The following is an 11,941-nucleotide window of genomic DNA, read 5'->3' on the forward strand; positions in this document are numbered from 1 at the left end:
CCTATGTTGACCATCCACAAACTCCTGCCCCAGGGCCAAGGCCTGGCCAAAGTGCTGCTGCAGCGCGCCGCCACCGTCGAGCTGGACTGGGACGTGCGCCAGAAATCGCGCTTTGCCGCCACCGACAGCCAGGGCCGCGAACTGGCCATCTTCCTGCCGCGCGGCCAGGCCGTGCGCGGCGGTGACGTGCTGGTGGCCGAAGACGGATCGCTGATCCGTGCGATTGCCGCGCCCCAGCGCGTGCTGAAGATCACCGCCTGCGCCACGAACGGCACGGCCTTTGACCTGGTGCGTGCCGCCTACCACCTGGGCAACCGCCATGTGCCCATCGAGCTGCAGCCCGACCACCTGAAGATCGAACCCGACCACGTGCTGGCCGACATGCTGCGCAGCCTGCACATGACCGTGGTGGCGGCCGATCTGCCGTTCGAGCCCGAAGGCGGCGCCTATGGCGGCCATGTGACCCACGACGGACACAGCCACCATCACCACAGCCACGGGGCAGGGCATGCCCATGGGCACGAGCATGCACACAGCCACAGCCACAGCCACAGCCACAGCCACAACCACAACCACAGCCATGATCACGCCCCGGCACAGCCTGCTGGCGGCTGCGGTCATGCGCATGCGCAGCCCAAGGCCCAGGGCGCCTGCGGGGCGGGCTGCGGCCACTGCGATCACCACGACCATGCCCACCACCCCGGCCAGGGCTGTGGCGGATGAGCTGGCTCTACCTGATCGCGGCCGGCCTGTGCGAGATCGCCTACGCCGCCGCCATGCCGCGCACCGCAGGGTTCACGCGGCTGGGGCCCAGCCTGTTCTGCCTCGGCTTCATCGCCGCCAGCATGTACCTGCTGTCGCTGGCCACGCGCAGCATTCCCGTCGGGACCGCGTATGCGGTCTGGGTCGGTATCGGCGCCGTGGGCACAGCCGCCTACGGCATGCTGTGGCTGGGCGAAGACCGCAGCGTGGCGCGCATGGCCTGCTTCGGCCTGATCCTGGTGGGCATCGTGGGCCTGAAGCTGCTCACCCTGCGCAGCGACACGGGGGCCTGAGATGCTGAGCCATCCCACCGCCGCCACCTTCCTGCAGCTGATGTGGCTGGCCTCGCCGGCCTTGCCGATCGGGGGGTTTTCGTACTCCGAGGGGCTGGAGGCCGCCATCGACAGCGGCCGCGTCACCACGGAGGCCGAGGCCGCCGAGTGGCTGCGCCACCAGTTGCACCTGACGCAGTCGCGCGGCGACATGGCCGCCATCGCCCAGGCCCTGCCGGCGTGGGCGGCGCAGGACCGGGCCCGCCTCGCCCAGCTGAACGACTGGGTGCGCCACACCCGCGAAAGCGCCGAGCTGCGCCTGCAGACCGAGCAGATGGGCCGCTCGCTGATCGAATGGCTGAAGAACCGCCATGCCGGCGATGCCGCCATCCAGGCCCAGGTGCAATGGCTGGCCGCGCAGGACGCCAGCTACCCCCTGGCGTTTGCGCTGGCCGCGCACCTGACGGGGGCCCACGCCCCCGATGCGCTGCTGGCCTATGCCTTTGGCTGGGCCGAGAACATGGTCCAGGCCGCCATCAAGGCCGTGCCGCTGGGGCAAAGCGCCGGCCAGCGCATCCTGGCACGCCTGACGCAGGAGATTCCCGCCGCCGTCGAACTGGCCCTGGCCTTGCCCGATTCCGAACGCCAGGCCTTCTCGCCGATGCTGGCGATTCTGTCGGCGCGGCATGAACACCAGTACTCTCGACTGTTCCGCAGCTGAGCCCCCGCACCATGTCCCCTGGTTTCGCCCCCACCCCGCAGCCGCCCTACTACGCGGCCATCTTCACCTCGCAGCGCACCGCCGGCGACCAGGGCTATGGCGCCATGGCCGACCGCATGCTGGAGCTGGCCGGCCAGCAACCCGGCTACCTGGGTGCGGAAAGCGTCCGCGATGCCCACGGCTTCGGCATCACCGTGTCCTACTGGACCAGCGAAGCCGCCATCCGCGACTGGAAACAGCACGCCGAACACCAGGTGGCCCAGGCACAGGGCCACGCCCGCTGGTACCAGCACTTTGAACTGCGCATCGCCAAGGTCGAACGGGCCTATGGCACGCACCCCTGAGACCCCCTTGTTTTGAGAAAGCACCGACCATGTCCAGCGCCCTGCACCACATCCCCCACCGCACCAAGAAGCTGCCCCCGCTGCGCGTGGGCATCGGCGGGCCCGTCGGCTCCGGCAAGACCACCATCCTCGAGATGCTGTGCAAGGCCATGCGCGAGAAATGGGACCTGGTGGCGATCACCAACGACATCTACACCAAGGAAGACCAGCGCCTGCTGACCATCAGCGGCGCCCTGCCACCCGAGCGCATCATGGGCGTGGAGACCGGCGGCTGCCCGCACACCGCCATCCGCGAAGACGCCTCCATCAACCTGGAAGCCATCGACCGCATGCTGGGCCAGTTCCCGGATGCCGACATCGTCTTCATCGAATCCGGCGGCGACAACCTGGCCGCCACCTTCAGCCCCGAGCTGTCGGACCTGACCATCTACGTGATCGACGTGGCCGCGGGCGAGAAGATCCCGCGCAAGGGCGGCCCCGGCATCACCAAGAGCGACCTGTTCGTCATCAACAAGACCGACCTGGCCCCGCACGTGGGCGCCGATCTGGCCATCATGCGCAGCGACACCGTGAAGCAGCGCACGACGCCCAAGGGCCTCAAGCCCTTTGTGATGACCAACCTCAAGACGCTGGAAGGCCTGGACGAGGTGGTGGCCTTCATCGAGCGCCAGGGGCTGCTGCACGGCGCCTGAAGGCAGCGCCACGGCAGCAGGGGCGGTAGCCTGCGGCTGCTCGGCGCAGAGAAGGGCCTGCCCGGGCCGCCCAATGCCCCGGCTGCTGTCACCAGCAACGGCATTCAGGCAGACTGGATGCCGTTTTTTGCTTTGGAGGATGCCGCCCATGTCCCGCTTCACGTCCCGCCTGCTGCTCCTGGGAACCTGCGCCCTGGTGGTCTGGAGCGCTGTGTTTGCCGTGGCCATGGTCAGCCAGCTGGCCGATGCGGCCGACCGCGTGCATGCCGGGGCCGGGCAGCCCGTGTTCTGGAGCCTGCTGACCCTGCTGGTGGCCACGGTGCTGGCACCCAGCGTCTGGCTGCTGCGCCTGCCGCCGGCCCTGCGCCACCCGCCCGAGGGCGATGCCCAGGCCCTGGCCGACTACGCCACCCGCCTGCGCGCCCACCTGGCGCGCAACCCCCGGCTGGCAGGCCGCCCGCTGGACAGCACGCAGGACGTGGAGGCGGCGCTGACCGTGCTGCGCGATGCGGCCGAGACCGAAACCCGGCGCAGCGCCGCCAGCGTGCTGGCCAGCACGGCCCTGCTGCAGAACGGGCGCCTGGACGGTCTGGTGGTGCTGGTCAGCCAGGTGCAGCTGGTGTGGCGCATTGCGCGCATCTATGGCCTGCGCCCCTCGCTGCGCCAGCTGTCCTACCTGTACGGCAATGTCGGCGCCTGCGTGCTGGTCGCCTATGGGCTGGACGAGGTGGACTTTGCCGAGCTGACCGCTCCCATCGTGCAATCGGCCACGCCCGCCGCCATGGGCAGCGTGCCCGGGCTGGGCGGCATGGGGCAGTTGCTGACCAACAGCATGGCCAGCGGGGCCGCCAACGCCTTTCTGACGCTGCGCGTCGGCCTAGTGGCCGATGCCTACTGCGCCCCGCAGCACCTGCCGCAACGCCAACTGGTGCGCCACCACGCCACGCACCGCGCGGCGCAGATGCTGGGCGGCATCGTCAAGGACTGCGGCACGCAGATCACCCAGGCGGTGTACGGCCGCCTCAAGCAGGGCGTGCTGCACACGGCCCAGGCCGCGGCAGACAGCGTCAAGCAGGCCGGCCGCTCCGTCAGCGAAGCCACCCAGTCGGCCTACCAGGCCACGGCGCAGGGGCTGAACCAGGCCGTACACCAGGTGCGCGGCACCACCTCGGCCGCCACCCAGCGCCTGCAGCAGACCCTCCGCCGCCAGGACGGCCCGGACAAGCCTTGAAGTGTTTTTTGGCTGCAGCGCATACACAGCAATCGCTGACGGCTATGATTTTTTATTTCCGGATGGCTGCGCTTGAGCCCCTGTCGGCAAACGCCTAGCATCTGGACATGCCCATCCTGCCCCCGCCCCGACTCCCCCTGATCGCCACCGCGGTGTGGCTGGCTTGCACCGCGTGGCCGCTCAGCGGCCAGGCCCAGGTCTTCCGCTGCGGCAACAGCTACAGCAGCACCCCGTGCGCCGACGGCAAGCCCGTGCCGGTCGAGCCCATCGTGGAAGTCCATCCCCCCACCCAGGGCGCGGCAGAGCGCCGTGCCACACGGCGCCATGCAGACCGCGAAGAACGGGCCTGGGACCGCATGGAACGCGAGCTGGACAAGGCCCAGGCCAAGGCCCCGCCGCAACGCAAATCCGGTGTGGACCGCAGCCAGTGCGAAGCCCGCGACCGGCGCATCCAGAAGATCGACCAGTTGGCACGGTGCAGCAAATGGAGCGCCTGCGCGAGGAGCGCCAGGAAGCGCGCGACTGGCAGTTCCGCGCGGGCTGCTGATTACAGCAGCGCCAGCACCTTCTCGGGCGGGCGGCACAGCGCCGCGCCCTTGGGCGTGACCACGATCGGGCGGTTCAGCAGCTGCGGGTGCTGGGCCACGGCCAGCAGGATCTGGGCGTCGCTCACCGCCGGCTGGTCCAGTCCCAGCGCTTGGTAGGCCGCTTCCTTGGTGCGCAGCAGCTCGCGCACCGGCACGCCGATGTGGGCCACCAACTCGGCCAGTTCGGGGGCCGTCAGCGGCGTGGCGATGTAGTCGACGATGTTGGGCTCAATGCCGCGCGCGCGCAGCAGCTCCAGGGCGCCGCGCGAGTTGCTGCAGCGGTTGTTGTGGAAGATGGTGATATCGCTCATGGCGGCAAGTGTAGGCCGCCGCACGCCCACGGGCGATCTCGGCACGAGATCCCCCATGCGTCTTCAGGCCCGGCGCGCCAGCTTCCAGCCGCCGATGCCCAGGCTCAACCAGCCCAGCATCAGGCAGGTACCGCCCCAGGGCACGAACGGGCGGAAGGTCTCGATCCCAGTGAAGGTGCGCAGATAGATCAGGCCGCTGAACAACAACAGCCCCAGCACAAACAGCCCGCCCGCGGCGCACAGCCAGCGGTTGCCGGCCGTGGTCAGCGCCGCCACGCCCAGGCCCAGCAGCGCCAGGGCATGGAACATCTGCAGCTGCACCGCCAGTTGCAGCGAGGCGCGCGTGGCCTCACGGACCTGCGGATCGACAATGAACCCCAGACCGTGCGAAGCGTAGGCGGCCATGCCGACCGCCGTCAGTCCCAAAAACGCGGCCACAGGCAGCCACCAGTTGCGCATGCTCGACTCCCTCATTCCCCAGCAAAGCCCCGATTATCGGCCGTGCGGCGCTCAGGCCGCACGCAGCTGCTTGCGCAGGTCGCGCAAGGCGTTGTCCAGCATTTCCTCCACCGTCGGGTGGTAGTAGGGCAGTGCCAGCAGTTGCTCCACAGTGTCCGCACGCTGGATCGCCCAGGCCAGCAGGTGGGCCAGGTGCTCGCCCCCGGCGCACAGCAGGCTGGCACCCAGCAACTGGCGGCTGGCCGGGTCGGCGTACAGGCGCAGCACGTGCTCGGGGGCCTGCATGATCTTGGAGCGGCCATTGCCCGCGCCCCGGGCCGTGACCACCACCGCCTCGGGCGGCAGCTCGGAGAAACGCAGCCCCACCTCGGCCACATCCGGGGCGCTGAAGACGATGGACAGGGGCACACTGCGCCCGCGCACCGGCAGGTCCTGCCAGCGGGCGTCGCCCACTGCGCGCAAGGCCTGCTGGGCGGCGATCGTACCCTCCTGCGCGGCCTCGTGCATCAGCGGGCGCTCGCCCGTGGCGTCGCCCGCCAGGAACACCCGGCTGTCCAGGCAGCGCAGGCTGGCGCGGTCCCACAGCGGCCGGCCCTGGGCATCAAAACGCACCCCGGCCTGGTCCAGCGCCAGGTCCGCCAGCCGGGGGCTGCGCCCCTGGGTGACCAGCACATACTGCACATCGGCCTTGAGGGCGCCGGCCTCGAAGCGCACCATGTCGCCGCGGCGCTCGGCCAGCACGTCGCGGCACCCCAGGGCCATGGGCATCTGGTGGGCGAAATAGGTCTGGGCCGCCTTGGCCACCTCGGGGTCGGCGATCTTGGCCAGCACCGGATTGCGCCCCGTCGCCACCACCTGCACCCCCAGGCGCGAAAGGGCCACGCCCATCTCCAGGCCGATGGCCCCCATCCCCCACACCGCCACGCTGTGCGGCAGGTCGTGCAGGGCAAACAGTTCATCGGTCGTGATCAGCGCCGCACCCAGCTGTTCCTGCAGTTGCGCTGGCTTGCGGGCTTCGGAGCCGGTCGCCACCACAAAGGCACGCGCCTGCACGCGGCGGCCGTCGCCCAGCTCCAGCAGGTCGGGGGCCGCAAAGCGTGCCCCGGTCTGCAGCAGATCGCTGTCAGCCAGGGCATGCAGCTGGCGCACATTGCCTTGCACCAACTGGTCGCGGATCTGCAGGGCCTCCTGCCACAGCTGCTGCGGCGTGGCATACCCCTTGGGCAGGGCCGCCCGCCATTGCGCCTGCGGCATGCCGGCCGGCATCAGCTGGCGCAAACCGTCCCAGCGCTGGGCGGCGTGCAGCACGGCCTTGGAGGGCATGCAGCCCACACGCGCGCAGGTGGTGCCCAGCGGCCCCTGGTCGATCAGCACCGCCCGGGCGCCGGCCCGGCGCAGCGTGCTGTACGCGTTCATGCCTGCCGTACCGGCGCCGATGACGGCAACGTCCACGGTCATGGAAGAAGGGGCCATGTGCACACTCCTGGTCAGCGGGGCAAGATGCCCCCATTGTGCAAAACCGGCAGCGCGGCGGCCACGATGCCATGCTGCGGTAAATGCCTATTGCGCCAGGTCGGCCACCACGGGCGGGACGGGCGCGGTCTGCGGCTGGGGTGTGTGCGGTGCTTCCTGGTTGCGGCGCAGCGACTCGATGCGCTGCTGCAGGTCGCGCGCCCAGGTGCGGCGATCCCGACCTTCGGCCTTCTCTGGCGCGCCGTAGCGCACCACGGCCACCAGGTGCTCGGTAGCAATCGTGCGCCACAGGCTGCGCAGCATGGCTTCGTCGGGGGTGGCCTCGCAGGGCACATACGATGCCTGGCCAGTGCGGGCATCGACAAAGGTCATGGCCACGGGCTGAACCGGCACGTCGGCATCGATGGCCGCTTGCAGCATGTTGCCGTGAAAAGGCAACAGGTCACGGCCATTGCCCACCGTGCCCTCGGGGAAGACGGTGAGGACGTCACCGTGGCGCAGGGCCTCGACCATGGCCTGGACGGTGCGCTGGGTGTCCCGGCGCACGCTGCGCTGCACGAACAGGGTGCCGGCCGCCTGCGCCAGCGCTCCCACCAGGGGCCAGCGGGCGATCTCGGCCTTGGAGACAAAGCGGCAGTGGCGCGCCGCGTGCAGGGTGGGAATGTCCAGCCAGGACTGGTGGTTGGCGACCAGCAGCACCGGGCCCTGGGCCACGGGGCTGCCCTGGACCTGCAGGGCCACGCCGGCCTCGGTCAGGAAGCCGCGGGCCCAGCGCTCGACCGCGCGATGCTGGCTGGCCGCATCCAGATCGTGGAAACCGTTGCGCGCCAGGCGCAGCCCCTGCAGGGTGTGCCGCAGCATCCGAGTGAATCGTCCGATCGCACGCCAAGTTCCAGCCATCCGGGCCGCCCTCCTTCACAAGTTAAATACAGTCACCTTTCCCGCACCGGTGGTCGCCCTGCCCTGGGCTCAGCCGCGCTCGAAAGCGACGTGGCCCGCCACCACGGTGCATTGCACGCGGGCGGGCAGCTCGTAGCCCTGGAAGGGCGTGCTCTTGCCCTGGCTGACCAGCGCCTCGGGTCCCACGGTCCAGGCGGCCTGGGGTTGCACGACGCACAGGTCGGCCACTCCACCTTCCACCAACTGACCCAGGCTGGCCTGCAGCGTTCCCAGCGCCTGACCCAGCACGCGGGCGGGGGCAGCGGTCACCACCTCCAGCGCGCGGGTCAGGGGGACGTTCTGGTCCTGCGACCACTTGACGGCCAGCGACAGCAGCAGCTCCACGCCGGTGGCGCCGGCCTCGGCCTCGGCAAAGGGCAGCACCTTGGCGTCATCGTCCACCGGGCAGTGGTCGGAAACCAGGGCGTCGATGGTGCCGTCGGCCAGGGCCGCGCTCAGTGCCTCGCGGTCGCGCTGCTGGCGCAGCACCGGCACCAGGCGGGCGCTGCTGTCGAAGTAGCCGAGGTCGTTTTCGGTCAGGTGCAGCGAGTTGATGGACACGTCGGCCGTCACATTCAGGCCCTCGGCCTTGGCCTTGCGCACCAGCTCCACGCCAGCGGCGCTGGACAGTCGGCACAGGTGCACGCGGGTCTGCGAGCCACGGATCAGCTCAAAGATGGTGTGCAGCGCAATTGTCTCGGCCGCCACCGGCACACCGGACAGGCCCATGCGCGTGGCCAGGGCCCCGCTGGCCGCCACGCCCTTGCCCAGGTCCTTGTCCTGGGGACGCAGCCACACGGCATAGCCGAAGGTGTTGGCATAGGCCAGCGCGCGGCTCAGCGTGGTGATGCTGGACAGCGGCGTGTCCGCCTGGCCGAAGGCCACGCAGCCGGACTCGGTCAGCTCGGCCATCTCGGTCAGCACCGCGCCTTCCAGACCCTTGGTCAGCGCCCCCATGGGGAACAGGCGCGACTGGTGCAGCTTCTTGGCGCGCAGCTTGAGCATTTCCACCAGGCCCTGCTCGTCCAGCACCGGGTCGGTGTCGGGCAGGCACACCAGGCTGGTCACACCACCGGCCACGCTGGCGGCCATTTCGGAGGCCAGCATGCCTTCGTGCTCATGCCCCGGCTCGCGCAGGCGCACGGCCAGGTCCACCAGACCGGGCAGCACCCACTGGCCGCTGGCGTCGATCACACGGTCCGCCTCAAACCCGGCGGGCGCCTGGCCGATGGCCACCACCCGGCCGGTGGCCAGCGCCACATCACAGACCTGGTCAAAACCACGGGCCGGATCGATCACGCGGCCGTTTTGAATCAAGATTTTCATGGTTAATCACCCAATTGGCCACTAGCCCTTACCCAGCAAGCGCTAGCAGCTATCAAAAACATCTTCACCCGCCCCACCCAGCGCACAGCCACGGCTGGCCTGGCCCACTTTCGCAGGGGCACCGAGCTAGGGCCTCCCCGACGCGAAGGTGCCGTCCCCCTCGCGCGCAGCGCAGAGAGGGGGAAGCCGTGCAGCGGCTCAGGGGGTGCTTAAGCTTCATTCCCCGCCACGATGGACATCACCGCCATGCGCACTGCGATGCCGAAGGTCACCTGCGACAGGATCACGGCCTGCGGGCCGTCGACCACGGCGGAGTCGATCTCCACACCGCGGTTGATGGGGCCGGGGTGCATGACGATGGCATCGGGCTTGGCCAGCTGCAGGCGCTTTTCGGTCAGGCCGAAGCTCTTGAAATACTCCTGACTGGACGGCAGCAGGGCACCGCTCATGCGCTCGTTCTGCAGGCGCAGCATGATGATGACGTCGCAGTCCTTGATGCCCTCTTCCAGGTTGTGGAACACGCGCACGCCCATGCTGGCCAGATCGGCAGGCACCAGGGTGCGGGGGCCCACCACGCGCACTTCGGCCGCGCCCAGCGTGGTCAGCGCATGGATGTCCGAGCGCGCCACGCGCGAGTGCAGCACGTCGCCCACAATCGCCACGCGCAGGTTGGAGAAATCTTTTTTGTAGTGACGGATGGTGTACATGTCCAGCAAACCCTGCGTGGGGTGTGCGTGGCGACCGTCACCGGCATTGACCACGTGCACGTGGGGGGCCACGTGCTGGGCGATCAGGTACGGCGCGCCCGACTCACTGTGGCGCACCACAAAGATGTCGGCGGCCATGGCGCTCAGGTTGTCGATGGTGTCCAGCAGCGTCTCGCCCTTGCTGGCCGAGCTGCGCGCGATGTCCAGGTTGAACACGTCGGCCGACAGGCGCTTGGCGGCAATTTCAAACGTGGTGCGGGTGCGCGTGCTGTTCTCGAAGAACAGGTTGAACACGCTCTTGCCGCGCAGCAGCGGCACTTTCTTGACTTCGCGGTCGTTGACGCTGACGAAGTTGCTGGCCGTGTCCAGGATGTGGGTCAGGATGTCCTTGGACAGCCCTTCGGTGGACAGCAGGTGGATCAGCTCGCCGTTCTTGTTCAGTTGGGGGTTGCGCTTGTACAGCACGTTATGCCTCTTTGACTTCAAATTGGAAGGTGCCGTCTTCTGTGCGCGCCAGCGCCAGCGACTGGCTGGCGGGCAGCGCCACACGCGCGGCGGCAAATTCGGCGGCCACAGGCAGCTCACGGCCGCCGCGGTCCACCAGCACGGCCAGGCGCACGCAACCGGGGCGGCCATAGTCGTACAGCTCGTTGAGGATGGCGCGCACCGTGCGGCCGGTGTAGAGCACATCGTCCAGCACCAGGATGTCGGCGCCGTTCACGTCGAAGTCCAGCTGGGTCTGCACGCTCTGCGCCATGCCGCGCTGGGCGAAGTCGTCGCGGTGCAGGGCCGAGGACAGCACGCCCGGCTTGCCAGCCAACCCCAGGTCCTTGTGCAGGCGCTCGACCAGCCAGGCGCCGCCGGAGGCCACGCCGGCCAGCTGGGTGTTCGGGCCCATCAGGCTGCGCACGCCACGCAGCAGTTCACGGTACAGGGCTTCGGCGTCCAGGACCAAAGAACCAGCGGAAAGACTCATGGAAGACTCCTCAAAAATTGCTCCAGGATGATGCAGGCCGACGCGGCATCGGCATCCTTGGCACCACTGGCCAGGGCCTCGGTGGTGCTGTAGCGCTCATCCACTTCATACACCGGCAGGCGGAAGCGGCCGCGCAGCTGGCGCCCGAACTTCAGCGCCCGGGCCGTGTTCTCGTGCGGCGCACCGTCCGGGTGGTAGGGCACGCCAATCACCAGGGCCTGGGGCTGCCATTCCCGGATCAGTTGCTCGATCGCCGCAAAGCGCGCATCCGCGCCCTCGGCCTTGATGGTGGGCAGGGGACTGGCACCGCCGAACACGCGGTTGCCCGAGGCCGCCCCGGTGCGCTTGGTGCCAAAGTCGAAAGCCAGGAACTGCTGGATGTGCGCAGGAAAATCCACGGCCTGTACAGCAGCGTTGCTGGGCCGTGGGGAAGAAGTCTCGGGGTTCATGCGTGTCCTGCTTCGGGCGACAGCATCCAGGGCTGCAGCCCCAGCAGGCCCAGGGCCTTGTTGTAGCGGTCTTCGGCGGGGGTGTCGAAGATGACCTGGGGGTCGGCGTCCACGGTCAGCCAGGCGTTCTCGCCCAGCTCGGACTCCAGCTGGCCTTCGCCCCAGGAGGCGTAGCCCAGCGTGACCAGCACGCGGCGCGGGCCGGCGCCGTTGGCGATCGCCTCCAGCACGTCCTTGGAGGTGGTCATCTCCAGGCCGCCGGGAATGGCCAGGGTGGACGCGTAGGCGGATTCATCGGCCTCGGCGCCCTCGATCAGGATGGGGTCGTGCAGCACGAAGCCGCGGTCGGTCTGCACCGGACCGCCCTTGAAGACCAGGTCTTCGCGCAGGTCCTCGCGCCCCAGGGGCAGGTCGATCTTGTTGAGCAGGGATTGCAGGCTCAGCGTGGAGGGCTTGTTGATGATCAGCCCGAGCGCACCGCGCTCGTTGTGCTCACACAAATACACCACGCTGCGAGAAAACGACTCATCTTCCAGACCGGGCATGGCGATCAGGAAGTGGTGCGTCAGATTGATAGGCGCAGATTCAGCGGGCATAAGCCGGCATTTTAGCGGCGAACCACCGACCTGCCCGGGGCGCGCACGATGTCCTTGGGCCGGGTGCTGCAGCACCAGGTTTTTTCAGAAAAAAGA

The 11,941-nt window shown here is 69.0% G+C and carries 15 protein-coding genes; 6 read left to right on the forward strand and 9 right to left on the reverse strand.

What is annotated here, in order from left to right; genetic code table 11:
- The first annotated feature begins 3 nt into the window (after positions 1-3).
- The 6 genes from ureE (at position 4) to FYM52_RS05995 (ending at position 4,022) form a co-directional block, all read left to right on the forward strand.
- Positions 4-723, forward strand: coding sequence for an urease accessory protein UreE (gene ureE, locus FYM52_RS05970; protein WP_154163435.1), 720 nt, complete (start codon positions 4-6; stop codon positions 721-723).
- Positions 720-1,055, forward strand: a complete 336-nt coding sequence (locus tag FYM52_RS05975; protein ID WP_154163436.1) for a multidrug efflux SMR transporter — start codon at positions 720-722, stop codon at positions 1,053-1,055. Before ureE ends, FYM52_RS05975 begins: the two co-directional genes overlap by 4 nt.
- Before the next feature lies 1 nt (position 1,056).
- On the forward strand, positions 1,057-1,755 hold the full coding sequence (locus FYM52_RS05980; protein WP_154163437.1) for an urease accessory protein UreF: 699 nt from the start codon (positions 1,057-1,059) through the stop codon (positions 1,753-1,755).
- Positions 1,756-1,766: 11 nt separating this feature from the next.
- Positions 1,767-2,099 carry an antibiotic biosynthesis monooxygenase gene (locus tag FYM52_RS05985; protein WP_154163438.1) on the forward strand — a complete coding sequence of 111 codons (333 nt, stop codon included), beginning with the start codon at positions 1,767-1,769 and terminating at the stop codon, positions 2,097-2,099.
- A 29-nt stretch (positions 2,100-2,128) separates the two neighbouring features.
- Positions 2,129-2,791 carry an urease accessory protein UreG gene (ureG, locus tag FYM52_RS05990; RefSeq protein ID WP_042415155.1) on the forward strand — a complete coding sequence of 221 codons (663 nt, stop codon included), beginning with the start codon at positions 2,129-2,131 and terminating at the stop codon, positions 2,789-2,791.
- A 148-nt stretch (positions 2,792-2,939) separates the two neighbouring features.
- A complete protein-coding gene (locus FYM52_RS05995; protein WP_162524660.1) occupies positions 2,940-4,022 on the forward strand; it encodes a DUF697 domain-containing protein in 1,083 nt (360 codons plus the stop codon).
- 547 nt (positions 4,023-4,569) lie between these two features.
- Here FYM52_RS05995 and arsC read toward each other — a convergent pair.
- The 9 genes from arsC to FYM52_RS06040 form a co-directional block, all read right to left on the reverse strand.
- Positions 4,570-4,920: an arsenate reductase (glutaredoxin) gene (gene arsC / locus FYM52_RS06000; RefSeq protein WP_042415164.1), complete on the reverse strand. Its 351-nt coding sequence runs from the start codon at positions 4,918-4,920 to the stop codon at positions 4,570-4,572.
- Between the two features lie 63 nt (positions 4,921-4,983).
- Positions 4,984-5,379: a DUF423 domain-containing protein gene (locus FYM52_RS06005; RefSeq protein ID WP_162524661.1), complete on the reverse strand. Its 396-nt coding sequence runs from the start codon at positions 5,377-5,379 to the stop codon at positions 4,984-4,986.
- A 51-nt stretch (positions 5,380-5,430) separates the two neighbouring features.
- Complete coding sequence (locus tag FYM52_RS06010; protein WP_154163441.1) at positions 5,431-6,852, reverse strand: dihydrolipoyl dehydrogenase; 1,422 nt, start codon at positions 6,850-6,852, stop codon at positions 5,431-5,433.
- Positions 6,853-6,939: 87 nt separating this feature from the next.
- Positions 6,940-7,713, reverse strand: coding sequence for a 1-acyl-sn-glycerol-3-phosphate acyltransferase (locus FYM52_RS06015; protein WP_238826140.1), 774 nt, complete (start codon positions 7,711-7,713; stop codon positions 6,940-6,942).
- 108 nt (positions 7,714-7,821) lie between these two features.
- Positions 7,822-9,117 (reverse strand): dihydroorotase, encoded by a 1,296-nt coding sequence (locus FYM52_RS06020; protein WP_154163443.1) that lies wholly within the window; start codon positions 9,115-9,117, stop codon positions 7,822-7,824.
- A gap of 209 nt (positions 9,118-9,326) precedes the next feature.
- Entirely contained in the window at positions 9,327-10,289 is a 963-nt protein-coding gene (locus tag FYM52_RS06025) for an aspartate carbamoyltransferase catalytic subunit (protein WP_042415178.1), read from the reverse strand.
- A 1-nt stretch (position 10,290) separates the two neighbouring features.
- Positions 10,291-10,800, reverse strand: coding sequence for a bifunctional pyr operon transcriptional regulator/uracil phosphoribosyltransferase PyrR (pyrR, locus tag FYM52_RS06030; protein ID WP_042415181.1), 510 nt, complete (start codon positions 10,798-10,800; stop codon positions 10,291-10,293).
- Positions 10,797-11,249, reverse strand: coding sequence for a Holliday junction resolvase RuvX (ruvX, locus tag FYM52_RS06035; RefSeq protein WP_154163445.1), 453 nt, complete (start codon positions 11,247-11,249; stop codon positions 10,797-10,799). The genes pyrR and ruvX overlap by 4 nt, the downstream gene beginning before the upstream one ends.
- The gene (locus tag FYM52_RS06040) at positions 11,246-11,845 is read right to left on the reverse strand and encodes a YqgE/AlgH family protein (RefSeq protein WP_042415187.1); all 600 of its coding nucleotides are present in this window, start codon (positions 11,843-11,845) and stop codon (positions 11,246-11,248) included. Before FYM52_RS06040 ends, ruvX begins: the two co-directional genes overlap by 4 nt.
- Positions 11,846-11,941: the final 96 nt, after the last annotated feature.

Origin of the sequence: Comamonas sp. CAH-2 (assembly GCF_009668305.1) — a bacterium.
Classification (GTDB): domain Bacteria; phylum Pseudomonadota; class Gammaproteobacteria; order Burkholderiales; family Burkholderiaceae_C; genus Comamonas; species Comamonas aquatica.